Source organism: Methylomonas sp. ZR1 (genome assembly GCF_013141865.1).
Taxonomy (GTDB): domain Bacteria; phylum Pseudomonadota; class Gammaproteobacteria; order Methylococcales; family Methylomonadaceae; genus Methylomonas.
Map to the genome: position 1 here is coordinate 4487249 of NZ_RCST01000001.1, position 23141 is coordinate 4510389.

A 23141-nucleotide genomic window follows, 5' to 3' on the forward strand; every position below is an offset into this window, starting at 1 on the left:
GTAAGCAAGATGGTCAAAGCCAATCAATTTACCGGCAGTCTGGAGACTTGATTTTCATGGTTTCAGCATCAAGGTTGGTGAGCGTTGGCCCAAACCGTATTAACCAGCCTTGGTATACAGCTAAGTACTACCAGAGTGTCTCTATGATATTGATTATTAAAAATATCCCGTCGATTACGCAAGAAAGTGAGTTGGGAGACTTTGTCGCCCCCGCTCTCAGGTTTTGCCTGTTACTTCCCTTCAAGCTTGGCAATATTCTAAAAACCGACATCTTTTGTCTTAAAAATATCAAGACCAATGTACTGTCGTTTCATGGCCGTATTTTTATTGATGATGACAAAGCCGGTAAGCTTGCCATCAAAAAACTGCATGGCAAGCGCTTCAAAAATAAAATCGTCGAGGTCAGAGAATATTTTATTCGTTCGCATAAAAACGACAGACGCTTAACGCAGCAGCCGGTATCGACAGACATACTGGAAAAGCGTAAAGGCGAACGGCGTTGCAATATCAAGCATGAAGGGCAAGCCGCCGCTTACACGAATGTATTCGATACCGAAAACATCTATCAAATTAGCCGCCGATTACGAGATGACGCTTATGATTACTGAGTCGCGGTGCCGGCGACCTAAATTTCGTTCGCATGGCGAAGAGACAGTTGACTTGTGACCTTATAAAGACTGGATCAAACGATGCCAGTTTGCTCGACTCTATCCCCGTCAATTTTCCCTTCAAACCGATGCGCTATGCCTTGCATCACCAAAATCAACACCACCCCAGCCAAAATAAAACCAATCTGTTGTAATGAAGTTTTAATATCGGTCTTCTGATGCAAAGACGGGATTAAATCGGCAACCGCGATATAAATAAAACTGGAAGCCGCTAGGGTTAAAAAGTAGGGCAAGATGTGATGTAGGTCGCCAAGACTGAAATACGCCAAAACGCCGCCAACTACCGTGCTCAAGCTGGCAAGAATGTTGTAAAACAAAGCCTCGCCGCGCTTGTAACCGCTATGCAGCAAAATCGCGAAGTCACCGACTTCTTGCGGAATTTCATGCGCGGCCACCGCCAAGCTGGTGACGATACCCAGTTGCACGTCGGTTAAAAACGCTGCGCCGATTAACACGCCATCGACAAAATTATGGATGCTGTCGCCGAGGATAATAAACATCCCGGCGGGGCGGTGGCCGGCCGCTTGGATTGCATGCGTATGGCCGTGTTCGTGGTGATGGTCTTCATGCGATTCTTCGCCGTGGGCTTCGCAGGCGTGGGAATGACAATGGCGCCAGACCAGCAGTTTTTCCAAGACAAAAAACAACAGAATGCCCGCCAGAATTGTAGCCGAGAGTGCTGACATATCCTCGACCGGTACTTCTTCGAAAGCGTGCGGGATCAAGCCGCAAAATGCGCCGGTCAACAACGCGCCAATTGCAAAACTGATGCCGTGCGGCAGTACATGCTTTTGTTTGTGTTCCGGCAGTAATAAAAACACCGCAGCAGCCAGAACACTAAGCACGCCACCCAGCGCGGTAAACAAGATAATCGACAACAATACAGTCAAATTAGTCTCTCCAGATCAAACTGGCCATGCGGCCAGTATTCGCGCCGTCACGGCGATACGAGTAAAAACGTTGAGGATCGGCGACGGTGCATAGGTCACCGCCATAAACGTGTTCCACACCCAGTTCCGCCAGTTTAATACGCGCCAGCCGGTAAATATCCGCCAGCCATTTGCCAGGCTGGCCGGCACGAAACGCTACGGACGTAATCGGATTGTCCTTAATAAACGCATCGCGTACCTCGTCGCCGACTTCGAAATTATCAGGACCTATCGCCGGCCCCAGCCAAACATGCACATCTTCACAACTCATCGCATACAGGGTTTCGGCGATGATGCCGGCCTGCAAGCCGCGCCAGCCGGCGTGGGCGGCGGCAACCACTTCGCCGTCGTCTCCGCAGAACAGCACTGGCAGGCAATCCGCCGTCAGAATCGCGCATACCGTGCCGGATTGATCGGCAAAGCTGGCGTCGGCTTCCACCTGGCCCTCGGTTTCGTCGGCGTTCACCACGCGCGTCCCGTGCACTTGTTGCAGCCAGACCGGTTCGGACGGCAGTTGCAGCATGTCCTTGATGATGTAGCGGTTGGTTTTGACGTGCTGCGGGTTGTCATTAACGTGACTGGCCGGATTCAAACTGGCGTAAGGGCCGGTACTGACACCGCCGGTGCGCAAGGTGACGGCGGCATGCACATGCGCCGGCAGCGGCCAATCAGGCTTGATCCAATTCATTTTCGGCCAATAATTTCAACAGATTTTGCATGTCTTCGGGGATGGGTTGTTCCCATTCGCAGTATTCGCCGGTTTCCGGATGCTCCAAACCCAATTTCGCGGCATGCAGGGCTTGACGCTTAAAGTTGCGCAAGGCCTCTGCCAACGCGGGATTACAGTCAGCCGGCATTTGGAAGCGGCCGCCGTAGACTTGATCGCCGACCAGCGGATAATTGATATGCGACATATGTACTCTAATTTGATGCGTCCGGCCGGTTTCCAGCTTGACGCGAATCAGCGTATGGCGCTTAAAGCGTTGTTCCAGCCGGTAATGGGTAATCGCTTCTTTACCGCCGCGCCGCACTACGGCATTGCGTTTACGATCCACCGGATGCCGGCCGATTGGTTCGTCGACGGTGCCGCCAGCCGTCATCCAGCCTTTTACCAGCGCCAGATATTCACGATGGATGCTGCGTGCCTGTAGCTGCTCGACCAGGCTGTTATGAGCCTGCAAGGTTTTGGCGATCATCAGCAAGCCGCTGGTATCCTTGTCGATGCGGTGCACTATGCCGGCGCGGGGCAGAGTATCCAGATTGGGGGCGTGATTGAGCAAGGCATTAACTAAGGTGCCATCCCAGTTGCCCACCGCCGGATGTACCACCAGGCCCGCCGGTTTGTTGACGATCAATAAGGCATTGTCTTCATAAATAATATCTAGCGGGATTTCCTGAGGCGCATATTCGATGACGCGCTCAGCTTCGGCATCCAGCTCGATTTCCTCGCCGCCGTCCAATTTCTCGCGGCCTTTCATAACCTCACCATCCACCAATACCCGGCCGGCTTTGATCCAGGTTTGCAGTTTGCTGCGCGAATAATCCGGAAACACTTCGGCCAGACACTGGTCCAGTCGCATACCCGCCAGTTCCTCGGGAACCCTTGCCGTCAATATCGTCATAGTCGTTTTTAAGTTATACTCGCGGCCAGAATGCCGCCAAAAGCTGCAAAAAACCCGCAATATTACAACGTGTTGATAAACGTATGCGATTAGTTTTAGTAAAAACCGTTTTTATCGCCTGTCTGGCTTGGACGCTGCAAGGCTGCGAGACCCTGGATGCCTTTATGAGCAAGGATTCTTCGGCTAATAATAAAGATGAAGAATACGCCGGCTGGGACGATAAGATGTTCCATGAAAAAGCCAAGGAAGCGCTGGACAATAAAAACTATCAAAAAGCGGTGACTCTTTACGAAGCGCTGGAATCGCGTTATCCGTTCGGCGACTATGCGGCTCAGGCGCAATTAAATGTTGCTTACGCTTACTATAAAAACGACGATCCGGAAGCCGGCTTAGCCGCCGCAGACCGCTTCATTAAAATCCATCCACGCAACCCCAATGTCGATTATGCCTATTATCTAAAAGGCCTGATCAATTACAACCGCGGCATCGGCTTTATAGACCGCTTTCTGCCCACGGACTCTTCGCAACGCGATCCCGGTCCGGCCAAAGATTCTTATGATAATTTCCAGGAATTGATCCGCCGCTATCCCAATAGCCAATATGTCGCCGACGCCAAACTGCGGATGATCGCTCTCCGCAACAATATGGCGATGTACGAAGTCCATGTCGCCGACTTTTACATGCGCCGTAAAGCCTATGTCGCCGCCGTTAACCGCGCCAACTACATCATCAAGGAATATCAGCGCACCCCGGCGGTGCCGTTTGCCTTGCAAATCATGCAGGACGGGTACCGGCAGTTGGGGATGGACGAGTTGGCCGCAGACGCCGAACGGATTTATACCTTGAATTACCCGGCCGGCGCACCGCAAGCCAATTACAAGGATGAAGGCGCCATTCAAAAAGTGTGGGACGCCATGGGCCTGGATAAATAAAATTTGCGCCGTTTGACCTTGTTGCGGCCTGCTTGCTTAGGCTGGCTGCTGTTAAATGTCGGCTTTGGATACGCAGCCGAGCCGGTAACGCTGTTTCAAAACCGCTTTTTCACGCTGTCGCAAAACACCGAATTGGTTTGCGCCACCAGCCAACAACAATTTACACCCACACCGGTACTGGCGGACATCATCCGCTTTTACGAAACAAACCATCCCGGTTTGCGCAAACAGGCTGTGGCGGTACTGACCGATCATAAAAACCAGGACCATCTCGACGACTTGGCCGATTACCGCGAAGACTGCGCCAACAATATCGCCGGCGAACTCTGCGTATTGGAAAAATATTGGGACGACCGTGAAGCCGCCTGGCGGGCCTTGGCCTTGTTCTACGATACCAAAACCGTGGTCAAACACAGCGATGACTATCGCTACGAAGTACGGCGCTTCAACGTAGACCATCTGCGTCTGTTCGAAAAAGCCATTCGTAAAATCCCGGCCTTTTTAAGACAAAGCATCAGCAAAGCCAAGCCGGTTGATAATCTGGAACAGGAAATCGCCGATAAGCCCACGGTGATGCAAGAGTTGATTCGCGATGCTTTTCAAGAAGATTACAAAAACAGCATCTGGCAAGATCACACTCATCCGTTGACGCTGGTGCCGGGCATAGGCTTTCGCTCGCAGACCGTGGCACAAGTGTTCAGCGGTCAGAACCTGATCGTGTTTACCGTCAAGGCTTTCGACAAAGGCAAGGAAGGCGGCACTTACCGGGACATCGGCGTGCAGTACCTGGTGGATTTTCGGCTGCCTATCGTCGTGCATGAAATCGCCCACACCATCGATAATTTTCATTTCTGGAATGGCCAGGACGATCTGTATTTTTTCTACAAGTACCACAAAATTTCCAACGACGAAGACATTATGAAAATCATCGCTGAGTCTAAATTAGCGTTGTGGCCGTCGAAATGGTTCGAGGCCTTTGAGGCTTTAGGCGAAGTCAATGAAGGCCGTTACGATGGCACCACCCAGGAAAAGTTGGCCGAACTGGTGGCGCAATACATTTTAATTCCGGAACGTTTGCAACAAAGCGCGCCGGCCGCTTATCAATGGCTACGCGAGGACATCTTCCGCGGCATTGAATACCAAGGTTACGACCGCTGCGAGGTGCCGCTGACCAAGCTGCTAAGCTGGTGGCAATACGCTACCGGCAAGATGCTGGGCCAGTAACGCTTTATGCTATGCTGACCGCGAATTTTAACCTTGCTAAACCATTGTCTAGCCATGAAAAAACCGCAAAATCTATCCCTGCAAGAACAACTGCTTAAATCCGGTCTGAGCAACGACGCCAAGCTCAAGCAAGTCAAAGCCGAGAAGCGTAAACAAACCAAACTGGAACGCAATAACGGCGTTGAGATCGTCGATGAGGTGAAGCTCAGTGCGGAGCAATTGCGCCAGGAACAGGTGGAGCGCGACCGAGAACTGAATCGGCAACGCAAGCTGGCCGAGGAACAAAAAGCCTTGGGCGCGCAAATCAAGCAAATCGTCGAAATGAACCTTATCGCTCAGGACCCGAACGGCCTGGCTTATAATTTCACCGACGATAGCAAGGTCAAAACCTTATACGTGGCGGAAAAGGTGCGAGAGGCCTTGATCAACGGTCGGGCCGGCATCGCCAAAGTAGACGGACATTACGAGATAGTGCCGGCGGAGGTTGCCCGCAAAGTGCAGGCTCGGGACGCTGCCAGTATCGTGGTATTGAACGAAGCGACGCAAGATGTCTCTGCCGCCGACGACCCGTATGCCGAGTTTCAGATTCCGGACGATTTGATGTGGTAAAGCGCTAGATCTTCCGGAAAATCAAATCCCAAACTCCGTGCCCCAAACCCAGGCCGCGATTTTCGAACTTGGTTAAAGGCCGATAAGTCGGGCGTTCGCAGAAATCGTTGCTGGCGCTGCTGTTTTGCAAACCGTTGCCCGCAGACAAAATCCCCAGCATGTCCTTGGCGTAATGCTCCCAATCGGTAGCAGCGTGAAAATAGCCGCCGGCCATCAATTTTTTGTTCAGCAATTCCACGAAACTGGGGCGGACGATGCGGCGTTTGTGATGGCGGCGCTTTTGCCAAGGATCGGGGAAGAATAGATGTACGCCGGCCAGGCTGTGATCGGCAATTTTTTGCTCTAGAATCTCGATCGCGTCGTGATGGTAAATCCGCACGTTGTTAATGCCGCGCTGCTCCAGCAACATCATCAAATGGCCGACGCCGGGCCGATGCACTTCAATTCCCAGATAATTCAAATCCGGATTGGCCGCCGCCATCGCCGCCAGGCTGTCACCGTTGCCGAAACCGATCTCGACAATCAACGGCGCTTGCCGGCCGAAGGCTTGCTCGGTATCAAAGCTGGCTTGCGGCGACAGGCAATATTTATCCCAATGGCTTTCCAGTGCCTGTTTCTGGCCGGCGGTAGCCCGGCCTTGGCGGCGGATGAAGCTTTTGATGCGGGCGGGGTCGATTTTTTGGGGTTCAATCATTGGAATAGCGAAGATTAATCAGGTGAAGCTAAATAATGGTAGCTGAGTATATCAGCTGAAGTTTAAACATCAGTCTGCCCATGTAAGCGAGAAGGATTTCCTGTAACTATTTCAGTTTGACCATCAAATTAGTGCTGTATTCCGATAGCAAAAGAGTGTGTTTTTCGTCAACGATAAGTCGCCGAAAAACACAAATTAAAAACGCATTTATCTAAATTGTACAAACCGAATCAGTCGTCCTCTATACACAACTGGCCGGTAAATGGTGCGCTCTCGTAAAGAATGTTGCCGGCAATTTCAAATTGTCCCCTACCGTCTTTAAAAGTTTTGCTGCCACCAACTACCGTTAATAATTCTGTCGTCGCACCTTCAGGGTTAAAAATCAGATCCTTAGTAAAAACCCGCCCCAGGTCAACTGCCCCGGCACTCAGCTTAATTGCCGACGCCCCGGTTAATTGACCAAGCCCATTTGCAAACAGCCCGGAGAACGCCGTTCCGGTCAGCTTCAGGTTTTTACCAAGTGTGGCGGTTAAGGTGCCGATGAAACACACCGGTGGTGCGCCGGGAGGTAGTGGTCCCAAAAAAGTTAAATCGGGAAACTGGCGATCCTTGAATTTTAGAATATTGCAATCCGGGTCAGCGGTGGACGGCTGTATTGTCCCGCTAATATTTTTGCATATATATTGGTCTGCATATAAATTTCCGGATACTAGAGACGTTAGCACCGCAATTGTAACTGTCGACAATTTCATGATGAAATCCTTAAGACTTTAAGATGGGAGAGGCGACTGATCTTTTGCCGGTATCACCACAAGCCGTGCGCGAACTACTCGATAGAATGCTACCAAGATTTTGACCAGTCTACGTTGAGCGCTTCACTAATGTAGTTGAGATAATACAAGTATCAAGCTATTCAACGCGCTTGTAAGCGAATGATCTATCGTAATTGTGCCAACCGGGTTTGCGCAGCCATGCCGAACGGGGAATCCGGCTCGTTTTCTAAAATTTGTTGCAACACAGGAATGCTAGGTTTTGCCAACAACTCAATAGCTTTTAAGCGCACAGAAGGATGATGGGCATGCAAGGCCGCCAACTCTGTCAAATAAGTATTGGCGTCGTTTAACAGCTTCAAAACGACTTTTTCCGGATCTTCGGTAAACAAATCCCTCACCAATTCGCCATATTGCTCTTGGAGTCGGATCAACTCCCGGCGGTCGAGTTTTTTCGGTTCGGTGGGATCGTCGCAGCAAGCCATCGGCGTTACGTGTCTTGATTATGCTCGGAGATTAGCTGCTGAAATTCGAATTCGCAGCCACCGCAGCCGGATGCCGCGCCGGTAATGCGGGAGATTCGTTCCGGATCGGTGACGCCCTCGTCAAGTAGTTGTTTGATTTGCTGCTCGGTGGTGCCGCTGCAGTAGCAAATTACTTCGTTTTCGGTGTCAAGCTTCGTGGCGTTCATGATGAAAGGTTTAAGCGTATCAGATGATCGTGTTAACGGTGCGTAAACTGGTATGTTGGCCCATTCGTTGGGTTACGCCCTATCGGGCTAACCCAACCTGCGTTCTACGTTCCGTATTTGATTGTCACAAATGATAATGCGATAAAAACACCGAAAATGGCCCAACCAATTCGGTTGGCGATTTTTTCAGCATCGTTTTCGGAATAGCCTGGTTTCTGCAAAAAACAGTAAAAGCTAAATGGATCAACTTTAAAACAAATTTTACAGTTTCCTCCATTACCTAATCTAATACGAGATTACAAAAACAACCCATCAATCGGCGAAGAGGCCGAAGCAAAACGTTTACGCGGCATCCGTCCAGCCAGGAAGGCTTCGCGGCCGGCTTCGATGCCTTTTTTCATCGCCGAAGCCATCAATACAGGATTTTTCGCAGCGGCTATCGCGGTGTTCATCAACACACCGTCGCAGCCCAGTTCCATGGCGATGGCTGCATCGGAGGCGGTGCCGACGCCAGCATCGACCAAGATAGGTACCTTGGCGTTTTCGACGATGGTCAAAATGTTGTAGGGGTTGCGGATGCCCAAACCGGAACCTATCGGCGCAGCCAGCGGCATCACGGCCACGCAGCCGATCTCTTCCAGTCGTTTGGCGGCGATAGGGTCGTCGTTGGTGTAAACCATCACATCAAAGCCTTCCTTGACCAGCAATTCGGCGGCGACATAAGTTTCGGCAACGTCCGGAAACAAGGTCAGTTGATCAGCCAATACTTCCAGTTTGACCAGTTTGTGGCCGCCCAACAATTCGCGCGCCAAGCGGCAGGTGCGTACCGCATCGTCTGCGGTGTAGCAGCCGGCGGTGTTGGGAAGGATGGTGTATTTGTCCGGCGAAATCACGTCCAGCAAGCTGGGTTCGCCGGGGTTCTGGCCGATGTTGGTGCGGCGAATCGCGACAGTGATAATCTCGGCGCCGCTGGCTTCGGTGGCCAGGCGGGTTTCTTCCAGGTCCTTGTATTTGCCGCTACCGACCAACAAACGCGAGCGGTATTGTTTGCCGGCCAGCGTGAAATAATCGTCTTCGCCGCCGCCGATAGCCTGTACGATTTCCAATCTATCGTCAGCTTGCAAGCGTTGGCTGGCGTGCTGGGTAAACGGCAAAATTTCCTTGTTCAATTCCACGGCGATGCGTTTGCCGGTCAAGCCCAAATCAGCAATTACGTCGGCAACGGTGGCGTTTTCGCCATACTCGCGATGATCGCCATTGACCTGTATTTTCATGCGTTAAACCTTGTGTGTTTTGGCGGCACGGCGGCGTTCCACGGCGCCGGCCAGATGATGTAACAATTCGGCGCTATCGTCCCAACCCAGGCAGGCGTCGGTGATGCTTTGGCCGTAAGTCAGCGGTTTACCTTCTTCGACATCCTGACGGCCGCCCACCAAGTGGCTCTCCACCATTGCGCCGATGATGCGGTTGTCGCCGCCGCGAATTTGGCTGGCCACATCCTCGGACACCAACATTTGCCGCTGGTATTTTTTCAGGCTGTTGGCGTGACTGAAATCAATCATGATGTTTGGGCGTAACCCGGCTTTCTCCAGACCTTCGGCGACTTGATCGACGCTGACTTCGTCATAGTTCGGCCGGCTGTTGCCGCCGCGCAGAATGATGTGGGCATCTTCGTTGCCGCGCGTCGAGAAAATCGCCGAGCGACCTTCTTTGGTGAGCGACAAGAAATGATGCGGACTCATTGCCGCATTGATCGCGTCAATCGCAATTTGTATCCCGCCATCAGTGGCGTTTTTGAAGCCGACCGGACAAGACAAGCCGGATGCCAACTCGCGATGCACCTGGCTTTCAGTAGTTCTGGCACCGATGGCGCCCCAGGAAATCAAGTCCGAGACGTATTGCGGTGTGATCAAGTCCAGATACTCGGTGGCGGCCGGCACACCAAGATTATTCACATCCAACAATACTTGACGGGCCATCCGTAGGCCTTTGTTGATGTTGAAGCTGGAGTTTAAATCCGGATCGTTGATCAAGCCTTTCCAACCTACCGTGGTTCGCGGCTTTTCGAAGTAAACCCGCATCACGATCACCAGGTCGTCTTTCAACTCGTCCATGATCAGTTTCAAGCGCCCTGCATATTCCACTGCCGCTGCCGGATCGTGGATGGAGCAAGGACCGATAATCACCAACAATCTGTCGTCGGCACCGGTCAGAATGTTGTGAATCGCTGCCCTGGCATGCAGAATGGTGGCTGCGGCTTGCTCGGTCATCGGGATTTCTTCGTGAACCTGAATCGGCGCCACCACGTCCTTGGTTTCACAAATTCTTAAATCATCGGTGTTATAGTTAGTTGGCATGACACTCAGCAATACGCTTTCAGTAGAGGAATTAATTGGCTATTTTAACCGTTTTGCCTGTCGGTGTTACAAACTAATGCCGAAACCGACTTGAGAAAATACGGACATGACAGACGACAGACCCATTAAACGCTGCTTGACGGTGTGCCTGGCGCAATCGTTCGAATTCGCGCAATTGCGGGAAAAACTGCTGGATACTACCCGCGCCCAGCTGTTTAGAAACGCTCTGGTGGTGGATTACAAAACCGGCTGCGCGATTGTGTTTGCTTATGGCGTGATGGTCTGCTGGAACCTGAATCTCGACGACCGCCGCGCCTTGCAGGACTTATTGCTGGATTATGCAATCAAACCCGATGCCGAACCGCAGGAAGATAACTTCAGCTATGAAATAGGTTGCGAGCAGGACCGGATTCAGCACGATCATATCGAATTGCAATCTGCCGACTTCAAAGTGCTGTTGGCTCTTTCGCACGCGATGGCGCAATCGATCAAATTAGCGGCGTTCGAAGGCCACGCCATCGACACCATCCGCGCCACCAGCCATTTGCCGCAGTCGCTGGCGCGGGAAGGCAAAATCAAGCTCAATCGCAAAACCATGGCGATGATCCGCGGCCAGTTGTTTCTTACCAAGAGCGACATCATCCTTAATTACGATCTGCTGGATACACCGGAATTTTTTTGGGAACATCCCGAATACCAGCATATTTATTCAATGGCGGCCAATTATCTGGAAATTCAGCAACGCACCGACGTATTGTCAAAAAAGCTTGAGACGATACACGAGCTGCTGGAAATGCTGGCAGATGAACAAAAACACCAGCATTCCTCGGCCTTGGAGTGGATCATTATCTGGCTGATTGCCGTGGAGATTGTGATGTCGATTTTGGACAAGCTTTTTTAGTGAGCCCAACTCTCAGCGGCCCAATTCGGCACCGGGTTTGCAGCAAGCTAACGCTTGCCCAGGAAAATCAAGGGTTGACGGTATCGACCGGCTGCCGCGATAATCGGTTCAGAGATTGAACTCGCTCACAAAAATATTGGTATCCCCTGCGTCTCCACTTAGTCTTGCTGCTAAGTATAAGAAGTCGCATCACTAAATTTACTTTAAGGACAAACCATGAAAATACTATCTGCCCTATTAGCGACGTTTTTGTATTCGGCTAACGCGATTGCGGCTCTTGAATTTACTTTTTCAGGCGATTTCGTCAATTTCAGCACCGGCAATTTTTCAGGACAAGTAACGGTCGATGCTTTGTCACCGAGCTCCAGCGACGTTTTTCCGGCGTCAGGCAGCGAATCCGCCAGTTTACGTTTGGGCTACTCGCTAAGCGCTCCGCTTTCCATATTAGCTAATGGACAAGCGTTGGCGATAGATAACGACCACGCTGTGCTAAATATCGTCGACAACACCACCGTCAGCGAAACTCAGATAAACAGTCAGGGGTTTACCAGTACCCAAGTAATGCCGGGCACTTATGACATCCTGACCCTTCATATGGAATCGGCTAGCAACCAATACGATGACAGTGGAATGTTGGTATCCGGTGCGGAATTTTCGGTGACAGCTTTTTTTGATCAGCTATTACTGGGCGGGGTAGACCTTGATCCGACTAAACTGCCCAGCCTGTTTGGCTTAGCATTTGCCGATAATTTGAAGTTTTTGGTTTTTGAAGTTAACCGAAAATTAGGCGACAGCGAAGATTTTCGTGGCGCTGGTGTCATTACCGCCAGTGACATAGTCGACACTCACGTGTTTACTCCTGTGCCGCTACCTGGCGCGGCGTGGTTATTTGCAAGCGTTATCGCCGGATTAGGTTTGCGGATGCGCAAACACGCTTAATTGCCTGATATCAGGATGAGTCATTGCCTGGGGCAAGCGTTGCCAGGCTGACTCGTCTTTCGGCAAACCGAAACGCACGCTCGCCGGCTCCTGAAACAAGCGGGTCAGAATACCCTGCCCAGCCAATAAATCGTGCAGCTTAGCTGCCTGCTCGCACTTCACCCATTGAAATAAATCGCATCCACCGCTGGGTGGCCAACCGCTGTCGGTCAATAGCTGCTGTAGTCGTTGCCCCTGCTTCGCTAACGATGCAGCAGCGGCGGATTGCCAGCTTTGATCAGCCAAGGCCAGTGCCGCGACATAACGGCCGGGATGGCTGATAGCCCAGGGCCCAAGCCGCTCAGCAAGTTTCGCCAATAAGTCCGACTGGGTAATCACGAAGCCGCAACGGATGCCGGCCAAGCCAAAAAATTTACCGACAGACCGTAATATTATCAAACCCGGCCGCACAGGTAGTGGTGCCAGACTGTATTCGGCGGGCAAACTATCGATAAATGCTTCGTCGACTAGTAGCCAGCCGCCACGCCGGCTAAGACTTTCATGCCAATTCAATAGCTGTTGCCGGTTCCACAGCCGGCCAGTGGGATTATTGGGATTGACCAAAATCAACACATCCAACTCATCCAGCCGGTCATCAATTGCCTCCGCTTCGACTCTGGTAACGTGATGCCCGGCTTTTTGCCAACTGCCGGCATGCTCGGCATAGGCAGGGTGCAGCAAGCCCACTCGTGATTTCGGCCGTAACAAAGGTAACGCTTGAATCGCCGCTTGCGAGCCGGCCACCGCCAGCAAGGAATCGTTTTGATAGTAGACCCGCGCTGCTGCTAATAAGTCGTCATCATCTTCCGGTAGGCGTTGCCAGCATTCGGCAGGAATGGCAGGTACCGGCCAGCCGTTAGGGTTGATGCCGGTGGACAAATCCAGCCAGTCGGCCAAAGGAATGTCGTATTGGCTTGCGGCTTGCCGCAAGCGTCCGCCGTGTTCAAGCAAGGGCATCTCCCGCAGCGATCACGATCAACCACAACAGTAGAGTCCGGTACATCAATGCGCTGGCGCGTTCAATATCGCCGTTTTCCGGTAGTTGTGGGCCGCCGAACCAAGGTTTTTGTTTCAGTTGGCCGTGATAACAAGCCGGCCCGCCCAGCTGCAGCTGCAGTGCGCCACCGCCAGCTGTCATCACCGGTCCGGCGTTAGGGCTGTCCAGTAGATGGGCTTGCGTCCGCCAAGACTTGATAGCCTGTGCAGTGTTGCCGAGCAGGGCATAGCTCAAGGCCGTCAAGCGTGCCGGCAACCAATTCAGCAGGTCGTCGAAGCGCGCGGCGGCCCAGCCGAAGTATAAATAGCGTTGATTTTTATAGCCCCACATCGCATCCAGGGTATTACTGAAACGGTAGAGCAAGGCGCCGAACGGCCCCAATACGACGAACCAGAACAAGGGCGCAAACACCGCGTCGGCACCGTTTTCCAGCACCGATTCGATAGTTGCACGGCGTACGTCGGCCTCGGACATCGCTTCGGTTTGACGACTGACGATTTTACCCACCTGTTGCCGCGCTAACGGTAAATCGCTATCCGATAAGGCGGAATGAACGGCCAGCGCATGTTGCTGCAAACTGCGGGCCGCGATACAAAAATACAAAACCATTACATCGATTGTAGTTTGCAGCGGTGGCCAACTCGGTACAAGCCACAACCAGAGCAGGCAGGGAATTAAGACTATCGTCACCGCCAAAAAGCCGCTGACTCGTTGACGAAAAACCGATTGCTCGTTGTTTAACAGCCGCATTTCTATAGCGCTAGCCCATTTGCCGAACATCACTAGCGGGTGATAAGTATTGCGCGGCTCGCCCAGCCAAAAATCGATGGCTACAGCCAGCAAAATGCTGAGGGTGAGAATCATGATTTACGTTGGATAAACAGGTATTGCAAATCTGGGAGAGCGGAAGGGCATGCTTGCCGACATAGTCCTGACCAGCGCGGCGATGAGAATCACCGCGCTGGATTCTGGAATGCTGTTAGAGGGCTTCGCGAGTGGCTTTGGCAGCCAGTAAGGATTTTACGACAGTTACCAAGCCAAAAATGACCACGCCATAGATCAAGGTATTCGTCAGGTAAGGCGGGTAATACATGGCAACGCGCTCAATATATTGTGTGAATGAGCCGTTGGGATAGCGTCCGGATAGCCAGTAAAAGCTGCCGTTGGAAAACAGAAACGCGATGGATGTAGCCGCTACTAGAGCCATCAGGCGTTGCGCGGCGGTGGCTATCGACAACCCAGTGAATTGTCGGCACCATTTGCCACCCAACCACATCGCGCCGTAAGAGCCGACCAGAAATACGTAGGCTTTGGAGACGCAAAAATCGCTGACACCAAGTTTAGTGATCGCCAAGTAATCAATCAGCACCGCTTCCGCCAGCAGTAAGGCGAACAAATAGCGTCCGCCCAGCCATAAGCCGGCGAAAAAAAACACCGCCAGCGAAGCGTCCGGCAACGCAAACGGCGTACCGAAATGGTGAAAGCGGGTGGCGGCCATCAGGGCCATCAACGCGACCGCGCCGGGTTTAACAGCCAAGGTTTGATTCAAACTCATAGGGTTCTCCAAAAAAGGTTTAGTAATTGTAATGGATAGAAAAATAGAAATTTCTACCGAAGCTGTTATAGGTGTTAACCGTTTGATAGCGTTTGTCGAACATATTATTCAGTTTGGCGCTTAACATCCAATTTTTGTCGATGCGATAAGCGGTACGCAGATCGGCGGTCATAAAGCTGCCCAGACGGACCCGGTTCGCGGCGTCGTCGAATCGTTCGCCCTGAGCCAACACGGAGGCACCAATATCAATGTCACCGAACGAGCGCGAGACATCATAGGACAAGCTTTCCGTCACTCGACGCGGCAGACGCAAATTGGTCTGCCTGTCCTTCGGTGTCATCAGGTTAATGCTTAGTTTGTTGTTCCAGCCGAGAATTTGCGTGGACACTTCGGCTTCTATGCCATCTATCTGCGCCTTGCCGATATTTCTGGCGGTGGACGGCGTGCCGCTAAATACAATCAAATCCTCGATATTGGTGTGATAAGCGCGCAGTTCCCAGTTGGCCCAATCGTGATGGCCGGCAAAACCGGCTTCGAAGCTGGTGGACTTTTCCGGACGCAAGCCGGGGTTGCCGAAGCCTGGGAAGTATAACTGGTTAAAGGTCGGCGCCTTAAACGCATTGCCGAAACTGGCAAAAGCGCTGAGACCGTAATCCCAATTAAACCGCCAGCCGAAATTGCCGGTGACACTATCGCCGAAAGCCTGGTTTTCGTCCCACCGCAAGGAAGCGTTCAAAAAATGCTTGTCGAAAATCCGGCTGTGCAAATCAGCGAACACTCCGACATCGTAACGCGAGGTTTCGACATAGCGTGTGGTGCTGTCGACTTCGTCGAAGCGGTAATCGGCACCCACTGTCAACTGGTGATCCTTATGCAAGGCCAGTTCGTTCAGCCAACTGGCGTTCCAGCGTGTGGTGTTGAAACGACTGGTAAACCGACCGTTATGCCGAAACTGATCGGCATCGTCCATGCTTTGTCCCACCCGCAAAGTGGATTTCCACCTATCGCTGAAATTTGCGCTGGCTGTGGCTCCCAGCGTCTGATTGACAAACTCAGTGGTGCTACTGATGGAATTGTCGATCTCGGTTTCGCCTTCGGCTCGCAGGAAAAATGCTTCCAGTTCCGCGCCGTTGTCGAAGCGGTAACCGGCTTTGGCATTCAGACTGGTGTTGTTATAGCCGTCGCGGTCCGGATTATAGCCGCTCGCGACGCTGACACCGCTCAGCGCATTGATGCCCTGGCTACCGAGTTGAGCGGCGCTCAAGCTATACCAAGCCTTGCCCCATTTACCGTTGACGGCCGCCGAGCCGTTATAGGTGTCGTATGAGCCGCCGCCGGCTTCCAGCGCAATGTTCGGCCGTTCACTGGTGCCGCCCTTGCGAGTAAATATCTGAATCACCCCGCCGATCGCTTCCGAGCCATACAGGCTGGACTGCGGGCCTCGAGTGATTTCCACACGTTCGATTTGATCGATAGGAATAAACTGAAATGCGCTGGTGCCGGTGGTCACCGAGCCGGCCTTGATGCCGTCGATTAAAACCAGTACATGATCGGAGTTAGTGCCGCGCAGATAGACATTGGTATCCTTGCCGTAACCGCCGCTTTGCACCATATCAACGCCCGGCGTGCCTTTTAGTAACTCAGGAAGGGTTCTAACCTGAAGTTTCTCGATGTCCTGGCGATTATAAACCGTCATCGCCGTGGCTAATTCGTTCTGTCTAGTCTCGGTTCGGGTAGCCGTCACGACTGTTTCGGCAAGGTTGATAGCCTCATCGCCGGTTGCCGCCCACACGGTAAAAGGCGTACTCGCCAGCAATAAAGATCTGTATAGAATTGTTTGCATATTGTCCTCTGCGCCCGCCGCGCATCCGGGTGAAAAAGGACAGAGGAAAAACGGAAAACGAAAAAGACGGAGGCAGGCTAGGCATGGACTCAGACCATTCCGTCAACAGCCCTCCGCTGTCTCGAATGATCTTCCGGGCCAGTCTCCGGGCTTATAAGTGGCTTGACGCCTGATCTGCGACCTTCCCATGCAAAGCGCACAGTGGCAAAAACGCAGCTCTTTACTTATCTACCGTTGCGGGGGCAGCGCCGGCATGAGCGGATAAAACCGCCGCACCGACTTCCTGTTTAAGCTTGGCCGAGAAAGCGGCGCAAACACCTGAAAGAAGCGTGCAATTTTAGGGAGTCGGGCATGATAAAGCAAGAGTGTCCGAGCGGGTCACCCACAATCGGCATTGCAAATACCCCTTTCCGTGCTATACATTGGTGCATTGATTAATGCTGTTAACTTAGACTTCAACAAATGCGGGCGGGATCATGGAAATTCAATCGAAATTGTTAGGCAACCAAGACATCAATCCGGACACTATCATCAATTTTCCGCGCGGCCTACCCGGTTTTGAAGATCAGACCCGCTTTAAATTATTTCATCAGGAAGGCAGCGAGATTGTCTATTGGCTGCAATCGGTCGATAACGCGGAGCTGACTTTTTCCGCGGCTCATCCGTCGCACTTCAACATCAATTATAACTTTACGGTAACCGACCCCGAAGAAGCGCTGCTGCAACTAGAGCCGGGCGACGAACTGGTGATATTAATTCTGCTGCACAAAGACAACGAGCAGGATAATGGCAAGCCGACCATTAAAGGCTCGATCAAATCGCCAATCTTAATCAACGCCAACAAACGCATCGGCATGCAAAAAGTATTGGTGGCAATCGAACAAAGCATCACCCTGACCGAGAAGGTCAGTGAGATAGATGTATCTGAAGCTTAAAAAATGCAAACATCCGCCGGCGATTGAGTTCGCCGGCGGATGTTTAAATCAGGCGGCCTGAACAGGAATGGAATGACTGGAATGGCTAATACGATTGTTGCCGTCGAAATACACCAAAGTCGGCTTGTAGTTCGTCAGTTCCTTCTCATCTAAGCTGGCGAACGCACAAACGATAATCAAATCGCCAGGGCACGCCAACCTTGCAGCTGCACCGTTAATCGAAAATACGCCGGAATCTTCTTCGGCGCGAATCGCATAGGTGGTAAAGCGTTGACCATTGTTAATATTGTAAATATGGATTTGCTCGTACTCCCTGATGCCGGAAAAATCCAAAATTTTACCGTCTATAGCACACGATCCTTCGTAATCCAGCTCGGAATGCGTTACCCGCGCACGGTGTAACTTAGCTTTAAGCATGTTTATGTTCATGGTAAACAAGGTCGAATACTAGGGCCGGCGATTATGCCTGAAATTGACTCTGCTATCAAATTTAAGCATTAGCTTTTAAAGGTAAAAACCAATGCAGTCAGTTGTTTATTGTAGAAAAATACAGGTTATCGATCAGGCGTGTAGTGCCCAGCTTGGCAGCAGCCAAAATCAGCAGATTAGCGTCGCAGGTGCTGGCCGGCAATAAATCCTTGCTACGGCAAATGCTGAAATAGTCGACGGCAAAACCGGCTTGCTGCAGATTTTGGCGCTGCCGTTCTGTCACGGCTGGATAATCGACATGTCCCGCTAAAATCTCGTCGCGTGCAGCGATCAAGGCTTGATAGAGCTTGGGCGCGTGCTGTCTTTGTTGGTCGGTCAGATAGCCGTTGCGGGAACTCATCGCCAAGCCATCGTCCTCCCTAACCGTTGCCACGCCCTGGACTGCAACGGGTATATTCAAATCGGCGACCATTTGCCGAATCAGCGTCAGTTGTTGAAAATCCTTCTCGCCCAACAACAACAGGTCGGGCTGGACCATGTTCAACAGCTTGCAAACAACCAAGGCTACGCCGTCAAAATGTCCGGGCCGGCTGGCCCCGCAATGCAGGGCCGACAAGCCGCTAACTGAAATGCCGGTTTGCGTGGCTTGCGGATACATTTCCGTCACCGACGGCAAGAATAGTAAATCGGCGTCGCTGGCTATCAGCTTTTCCTGATCCTGCTGCTCGGTGCGCGGGTAACTGGCAAAATCTTCGTTTGGCCCAAATTGGGTGGGATTGACGAAAATACTGACCACCGCTTTATCGGTCTGTTGCTTGGCCGTGCTAACCAGTTTGATATGCCCGGCATGCAGATTGCCCATGGTCGGCACGAAACCGACGCTTTGCCCGTTTTGCCGCCATTGGCGGATTACCTCTCGCAAGGCGGCGATGCTGGTGACTATTTGCATACGCTTAATAACTGTGTTCGGACGCTGGAAACTGCACGGATTTAACCGCTTGATGATACAGGCGTACCGCCTCTTCTATGCTGGAGGCGTCGGCCATAAAGTCTTTGGAAAAGCGTGGGCGCTTGCCGGTGCTGATATTCAACATATCGTACAGCACCAACACCTGGCCATCGCAATCAACACCAGCGCCGATGCCGATAGTCGGAATACTTAGGCGCTGACTTATTTCGGCGGCTAGCTGCGCTGGCACGCATTCCAGCACTAAAAGACCGGCGCCGGCTTGTTCGATTTTTTCCGCATCCGCCACAATTTGCCGGGCTTGCTGTTCTTCACGACCCTGCACTTTATAACCGCCTAAGCGATTTACGGATTGCGGTAACAGACCTAGATGGCCGCAGACCGGAATGCCTTGATCCACCAGAAAGCGAATGACGTCGAGCTTGGCGCCTTCCAGCTTGACCATTTGCGCGCCACCCAACTGCATCAAGCTTGCCGCATTCAGCAATGCCTGCTCCTGTGTAGCGTAACTGGCAAACGGCAAGTCGGTAACCACAAAAGCTCGCTTCCTGGCCATTGCCACGCTACGGCTGTGATACACCATATCGCTCAGTGTGACCGGCAAGGTGCTGCCGTGTCCTTGAATCACCATGCCCAACGAATCGCCGATCAGCAGTACGTCGATACCCGCTCTGTCCAACAGCGCGCTGAAGCTGGCATCGTAAGCCGTCAGACAACTGATTTTCTCGCCGGCTCGTTTCATTGCCGCCAGATCACTGATCGTCAGCGCCTTTAAGGCATCGGCATATAAGTTCATACTGTTATTTCCCGCAAGCCGTCGGGCGGACAAGCCGCTAAGAGTTGCGACAATGAATCCAGGCCCGGAATTTGCAAATCGCTGCTTGCCACATCGGCCAAGGGATACAACACAAATGCCCGCTTGGGCAGCTCCGGATGCGGCACAATCAAGTCCGGTTCGTTAATGCGCTGTTGTGCGTAAAGCAATACATCCAAATCCAGGGTTCTGGCTCCCCAACGCACGTTGCGCAGCCGGCCATGCTGGTTTTCGATTTTCTGTAATTGTCTGAGCAAAACCAAAGGTTCCAGCTCGGTCGAAATTCGCAGCACCGCATTCACGTAATCGGGCTGATCTTGCGGCCCAACCGGCAAGCTGCGGTACAAGGGCGAGAAGGCAATTTCGACCACACCCGGCAAGGCCGCGATTTCCTGTCTGGCCCGATTGACATGATCGACAGAGTCTTCGAGATTGCTGCCAAAGCCTACATAGGCCTCGACAGCTGACTTAGCTAGCGTCATTGCCGACGGGGGAGGGTTTGCCTCGAGAACGGTAACGGCCGGTTTTACGGTTACGGGGTTTACCGCCACCGGATTTTGGCGGCGCGGTCATTCTTTCCCGCTCCGCATCGTCGGCTTCCTGAAAACGTGTCCACCATTCGACCAGTTCCGGATCGGCGCCGCCGGTTTCCGCGCGTAGCCGCAAAAAGTCGTACGCTGCTCTGAATTTAGGCTGCTCCAGCAAACGATAAGGCCTTGGCCCAACCGTTCTGGAGAATTTGTTTTGCAAGAACCAAACTTCGCGCATCGATTGCGTGATGTGGCGCGGTAGCGCAGTGACCTTGATTTGTCTGGTCAGCACTTCGTTGGCGGCGTTCTGATAGGCCAGCGTTTCGTTTTCGCCGTGGGCGATGCGTCTTTGCGCGGCTAATTGCAGCGGCTCCCACAACAGGGCGGCTAATAAAAAATAAGGTGTCAGCGTTTTGCCGTCGTTGAAGCGGGTGTCGGAGTTTTCCAAGGCCCGGATCAAGAACAATCGCGGAAAATCGTGGTCTTCGCTGGCGAGGCAGCGGTCGGTTTCCGGAAACAAAATCGCAAACAAACCGTAATGTCTGAGCATTTCGAAGGATTGCAGACCGTAACCGGACAAAAACAATTTAATGACTTCATCGTAAAGACGCGCCGAGGGGATGCTCTTCAATAAATCGGCTTGGGCGTAAATCGGTTTTTCGGTATCTGGATGCAACGTAAAACCCAGCTTCACGGCAAAACGGATGGCGCGCAGCATCCGCACCGGGTCTTCTCTATAGCGTACTTCCGGGTCGCCGATGAGACGCATGACCGCCGCCGCGTGATCCTGCATGCCGCCGGTATAATCCACCACGGAAAAATCGCGGATGTTGTAATAAAGAGCGTTGACGGTGAAATCTCGGCGCCAGACATCCTGTTCCAGTGTGCCGAACACGTTATCGCGCAATAATCGGCCGTCTTCATGCACGACTTGCTGGTCGGATTCTTCCGTTTCCGAGCCGCGAAACGTCGCCACCTCGATAATTTCGCGGCCGAAAAAAACATGCGCCAGTCGAAAGCGCCGGCCAATAATTCGGCAATTACGAAATACTTGCTTGATTTGCTCCGGGCTGGCGTTAGTGGCCACGTCGAAATCCTTAGGCTCCCGCCCCAGCAGCAAATCCCTGACGCAGCCGCCCACCAAATAGGCCTCGTAATCGGCTTTTTTCAAGCGCTGCAGCACTTTCAGGGCGTTTTCGCTGATTTGTGCACGAGAAATGCAATGCTCTGATCGCGGATAAATCTTCACGGCACTCGACCCCGCCGATTCATTAACCGATTCGGCAATTTGCTCAACCGGTGAAAAGATTTTTTTGAAGAAACTAAAAATGACTTTATCCCTTAATTTAGAATGACGTGTGCCAGCTTTTTCGAGGCTTCGGGCGCGAACGTCCTAGCGGTCTTATCATAACACCTCGCCAGATTTAAGCTCAATCCAGCACATTCTTTTACATTCCCTTGGGTTAAATGTAGAATTTCGCCATTCGCCGAATATTTTTGGTGTAATAACATAAAAATTGGCTGTACTTGTCGCCCTTAGGCCGGTGACGGGGAATTTATATCGGAGAGTGGAGCGTATGTTTAAAAAAATTTTACTGGGTTTTGTAGACCAGCCTGTATTTACTAGTCTATTCGTCGCCGATTTCGCATTATTGGTTTTCCATAGACCGCCCTTTTTATTTTCAATTGTCATGATGGGCGCGCTGGTGGCCATGAGCATGTACATGGGGCAAAAACTGGCGATTTTCGACAAATAATTGCGACAATCTGCTAAAGCAAACACCCCAAAGCCCGGCGTGGATTTACCCTCCGCGCCGGGTTTTTTGCGTCGGCTGGCCGCTGCTGGTTACGATGCTTTCTTACTGCTGGCGATATGGTTTTTCGCCACGGCCATCGCTCTGCCTTTTAACGCCGGCCAGGCATTCGCTAGCGATCAGTTTTTTTATCCACTTTATCTGCTCGGCATCAGCTTTGTTTTTTACGGCTGGTTTTGGACCCACGGCGGCCAGACCCTGGGTTTGCGCGCCTGGAAAGTTAAAGTCAGCGCCTTGGATGGCCGGCCTCCCGATTGGCGGCAAGCCGGCATCCGCTTCCTTGGCGGCTTATTATCCTGGGCTTGCTTGGGGCTGGGATTTGTCTGGTGCCTGTTCGATAAAAACGGACAATGCTGGCACGATTATCTATCAAAAACCCGGCTGGTTTTTCAGGAAGAAAAGCGCTGACGGCAAAAGCGGATATGCTATATTCGCCGCTCGATTAATCTCTCACCCGGGAGCATACAATGAAAACAATAACAATACTTTTATCCCTGTTTGCAGCATTGGGCGTCTCCACAGCCAGTGCCGAAATTAAGCTGCAAGACAATTCCAAACTGCTGGGTAAATGGCAGGTGACACACGAAGCTCTCGCACTTGATCGCGAAAAAAAGCCCTTGCACGTCACTTGGGAATTTCAGAAAGACGGTACGTTGATAACCACCGGCGAAGATGCGCGTAGCGGCATCGGTGAAATGACTATCCCAATCAAATATAGCGTCGCCGACGGCGTGATAAAAAAGCAAGTCACACCTGGCCGGGAAAAATACGAAGATTGCGCGGTGGTGGAAATGGACGAAAAAGATGCGATTTTGAAATGTAAGTTTCTTTATTTGTTCATGACGCGCAAATAACCGCCGTCATAACGCTCCACGGAACGGA

Annotated in this window: 28 protein-coding genes and 1 riboswitch; of the genes, 10 read left to right on the forward strand and 18 right to left on the reverse strand. The window is 52.0% G+C overall.

Annotation, left to right across the window (positions count from 1 at the left end):
- Window positions 1-56: 56 nt before the first annotated feature.
- A complete protein-coding gene (locus DDY07_RS20360) occupies window positions 57-608 on the forward strand; it encodes a hypothetical protein (RefSeq protein ID WP_171697226.1) in 552 nt (183 codons plus the stop codon).
- Window positions 609-682: 74 nt separating this feature from the next.
- Here DDY07_RS20360 and DDY07_RS20365 read toward each other — a convergent pair whose 3' ends face one another.
- Genes DDY07_RS20365 through rluD form a run of 3 tightly spaced genes read right to left on the reverse strand, consistent with a single transcriptional unit; the run spans window position 683 to window position 3219 of the window.
- Complete coding sequence (locus tag DDY07_RS20365; protein WP_101052695.1) at window positions 683-1558, reverse strand: ZIP family metal transporter; 876 nt, start codon at window positions 1556-1558, stop codon at window positions 683-685.
- Between the two features lies 1 nt (window position 1559).
- Window positions 1560-2285 (reverse strand): peptidoglycan editing factor PgeF, encoded by a 726-nt coding sequence (pgeF, locus tag DDY07_RS20370; protein ID WP_171697227.1) that lies wholly within the window; start codon window positions 2283-2285, stop codon window positions 1560-1562.
- Window positions 2266-3219 carry a 23S rRNA pseudouridine(1911/1915/1917) synthase RluD gene (gene rluD, locus DDY07_RS20375; protein WP_171697228.1) on the reverse strand — a complete coding sequence of 318 codons (954 nt, stop codon included), beginning with the start codon at window positions 3217-3219 and terminating at the stop codon, window positions 2266-2268. Before rluD ends, pgeF begins: the two co-directional genes overlap by 20 nt.
- A gap of 83 nt (window positions 3220-3302) precedes the next feature.
- On the opposite strand from rluD, the gene DDY07_RS20380 reads away from it, so the two are divergent.
- From DDY07_RS20380 to DDY07_RS20390, 3 genes are read left to right on the forward strand one after another with little or no spacing between them, the layout of a single operon-like run.
- Entirely contained in the window at window positions 3303-4151 is an 849-nt protein-coding gene (locus DDY07_RS20380; RefSeq protein ID WP_171697229.1) for an outer membrane protein assembly factor BamD, read from the forward strand.
- 3 nt (window positions 4152-4154) lie between these two features.
- Entirely contained in the window at window positions 4155-5375 is a 1221-nt protein-coding gene (locus tag DDY07_RS20385; RefSeq protein ID WP_171697230.1) for a hypothetical protein, read from the forward strand.
- A gap of 54 nt (window positions 5376-5429) precedes the next feature.
- Window positions 5430-5984 carry a DUF2058 domain-containing protein gene (locus DDY07_RS20390; RefSeq protein WP_171697231.1) on the forward strand — a complete coding sequence of 185 codons (555 nt, stop codon included), beginning with the start codon at window positions 5430-5432 and terminating at the stop codon, window positions 5982-5984.
- A gap of 4 nt (window positions 5985-5988) precedes the next feature.
- Here DDY07_RS20390 and trmB read toward each other — a convergent pair whose 3' ends face one another.
- From trmB to aroG, 6 genes are all read right to left on the reverse strand, one after another.
- Entirely contained in the window at window positions 5989-6678 is a 690-nt protein-coding gene (gene trmB, locus DDY07_RS20395) for a tRNA (guanosine(46)-N7)-methyltransferase TrmB (protein WP_171697232.1), read from the reverse strand.
- A 230-nt stretch (window positions 6679-6908) separates the two neighbouring features.
- Entirely contained in the window at window positions 6909-7430 is a 522-nt protein-coding gene (locus DDY07_RS20400; RefSeq protein ID WP_171697233.1) for a hypothetical protein, read from the reverse strand.
- Between the two features lie 185 nt (window positions 7431-7615).
- Window positions 7616-7933 carry a hypothetical protein gene (locus DDY07_RS20405; RefSeq protein ID WP_171697234.1) on the reverse strand — a complete coding sequence of 106 codons (318 nt, stop codon included), beginning with the start codon at window positions 7931-7933 and terminating at the stop codon, window positions 7616-7618.
- Window positions 7934-7938: 5 nt separating this feature from the next.
- On the reverse strand, window positions 7939-8139 hold the full coding sequence (locus DDY07_RS20410) for a bacterioferritin-associated ferredoxin (protein WP_171697235.1): 201 nt from the start codon (window positions 8137-8139) through the stop codon (window positions 7939-7941).
- A gap of 296 nt (window positions 8140-8435) precedes the next feature.
- Window positions 8436-9413 (reverse strand): sulfur carrier protein ThiS, encoded by a 978-nt coding sequence (thiS, locus tag DDY07_RS20415; RefSeq protein ID WP_171697236.1) that lies wholly within the window; start codon window positions 9411-9413, stop codon window positions 8436-8438.
- Window positions 9414-9416: 3 nt separating this feature from the next.
- Window positions 9417-10496, reverse strand: a complete 1080-nt coding sequence (gene aroG / locus DDY07_RS20420) for a 3-deoxy-7-phosphoheptulonate synthase AroG (RefSeq protein ID WP_171697237.1) — start codon at window positions 10494-10496, stop codon at window positions 9417-9419.
- 106 nt (window positions 10497-10602) lie between these two features.
- Between aroG and DDY07_RS20425 the strand changes: the two genes are divergently transcribed.
- Window positions 10603-11397, forward strand: a complete 795-nt coding sequence (locus DDY07_RS20425; protein ID WP_033156832.1) for an RMD1 family protein — start codon at window positions 10603-10605, stop codon at window positions 11395-11397.
- A gap of 216 nt (window positions 11398-11613) precedes the next feature.
- Window positions 11614-12336: a hypothetical protein gene (locus tag DDY07_RS20430; RefSeq protein WP_171697238.1), complete on the forward strand. Its 723-nt coding sequence runs from the start codon at window positions 11614-11616 to the stop codon at window positions 12334-12336.
- Here DDY07_RS20430 and cobD read toward each other — a convergent pair.
- The 4 genes from cobD to DDY07_RS20450 form a co-directional block, all read right to left on the reverse strand.
- Window positions 12307-13326, reverse strand: a complete 1020-nt coding sequence (cobD, locus tag DDY07_RS20435; protein WP_171697239.1) for a threonine-phosphate decarboxylase CobD — start codon at window positions 13324-13326, stop codon at window positions 12307-12309. The two genes, DDY07_RS20430 and cobD, sit on opposite strands and share 30 nt — an antisense overlap.
- Complete coding sequence (cbiB, locus tag DDY07_RS20440; protein ID WP_171697240.1) at window positions 13319-14236, reverse strand: adenosylcobinamide-phosphate synthase CbiB; 918 nt, start codon at window positions 14234-14236, stop codon at window positions 13319-13321. The genes cobD and cbiB overlap by 8 nt, the downstream gene beginning before the upstream one ends.
- Window positions 14237-14351: 115 nt before the next feature.
- Window positions 14352-14927, reverse strand: a complete 576-nt coding sequence (locus DDY07_RS20445) for a hypothetical protein (protein WP_171697241.1) — start codon at window positions 14925-14927, stop codon at window positions 14352-14354.
- A 19-nt stretch (window positions 14928-14946) separates the two neighbouring features.
- Window positions 14947-16770 carry a TonB-dependent receptor gene (locus tag DDY07_RS20450; RefSeq protein ID WP_171697242.1) on the reverse strand — a complete coding sequence of 608 codons (1824 nt, stop codon included), beginning with the start codon at window positions 16768-16770 and terminating at the stop codon, window positions 14947-14949.
- Window positions 16771-16888: 118 nt separating this feature from the next.
- A riboswitch (cobalamin riboswitch) is annotated at window positions 16889-17107 on the reverse strand.
- 139 nt (window positions 17108-17246) lie between these two features.
- On the opposite strand from DDY07_RS20450, the gene fliW reads away from it, so the two are divergent.
- Complete coding sequence (gene fliW, locus DDY07_RS20455) at window positions 17247-17705, forward strand: flagellar assembly protein FliW (protein ID WP_033156828.1); 459 nt, start codon at window positions 17247-17249, stop codon at window positions 17703-17705.
- A gap of 48 nt (window positions 17706-17753) precedes the next feature.
- Here fliW and panD read toward each other — a convergent pair whose 3' ends face one another.
- The 5 genes from panD to pcnB form a co-directional block, all read right to left on the reverse strand.
- Window positions 17754-18134: an aspartate 1-decarboxylase gene (gene panD / locus DDY07_RS20460; RefSeq protein ID WP_033156827.1), complete on the reverse strand. Its 381-nt coding sequence runs from the start codon at window positions 18132-18134 to the stop codon at window positions 17754-17756.
- Window positions 18135-18231: 97 nt separating this feature from the next.
- On the reverse strand, window positions 18232-19083 hold the full coding sequence (gene panC / locus DDY07_RS20465) for a pantoate--beta-alanine ligase (protein ID WP_171697243.1): 852 nt from the start codon (window positions 19081-19083) through the stop codon (window positions 18232-18234).
- A gap of 4 nt (window positions 19084-19087) precedes the next feature.
- Window positions 19088-19897 carry a 3-methyl-2-oxobutanoate hydroxymethyltransferase gene (gene panB, locus DDY07_RS20470; RefSeq protein WP_171697244.1) on the reverse strand — a complete coding sequence of 270 codons (810 nt, stop codon included), beginning with the start codon at window positions 19895-19897 and terminating at the stop codon, window positions 19088-19090.
- Window positions 19894-20397, reverse strand: a complete 504-nt coding sequence (gene folK, locus DDY07_RS20475) for a 2-amino-4-hydroxy-6-hydroxymethyldihydropteridine diphosphokinase (RefSeq protein WP_171697245.1) — start codon at window positions 20395-20397, stop codon at window positions 19894-19896. Before folK ends, panB begins: the two co-directional genes overlap by 4 nt.
- Entirely contained in the window at window positions 20384-21694 is a 1311-nt protein-coding gene (gene pcnB, locus DDY07_RS20480) for a polynucleotide adenylyltransferase PcnB (protein ID WP_367650892.1), read from the reverse strand. The genes folK and pcnB overlap by 14 nt, the downstream gene beginning before the upstream one ends.
- 328 nt (window positions 21695-22022) lie before the next feature.
- On the opposite strand from pcnB, the gene DDY07_RS20485 reads away from it, so the two are divergent.
- The 3 genes from DDY07_RS20485 to DDY07_RS20495 are packed head-to-tail and all read left to right on the forward strand — an operon-like array spanning window position 22023 to window position 23113.
- Window positions 22023-22202, forward strand: coding sequence for a hypothetical protein (locus DDY07_RS20485; protein ID WP_171697246.1), 180 nt, complete (start codon window positions 22023-22025; stop codon window positions 22200-22202).
- The gene (locus DDY07_RS20490) at window positions 22203-22667 is read left to right on the forward strand and encodes an RDD family protein (protein ID WP_171697247.1); all 465 of its coding nucleotides are present in this window, start codon (window positions 22203-22205) and stop codon (window positions 22665-22667) included.
- A 59-nt stretch (window positions 22668-22726) separates the two neighbouring features.
- Window positions 22727-23113 (forward strand): hypothetical protein, encoded by a 387-nt coding sequence (locus DDY07_RS20495; RefSeq protein ID WP_171697248.1) that lies wholly within the window; start codon window positions 22727-22729, stop codon window positions 23111-23113.
- Window positions 23114-23141 lie beyond the last annotated feature (28 nt).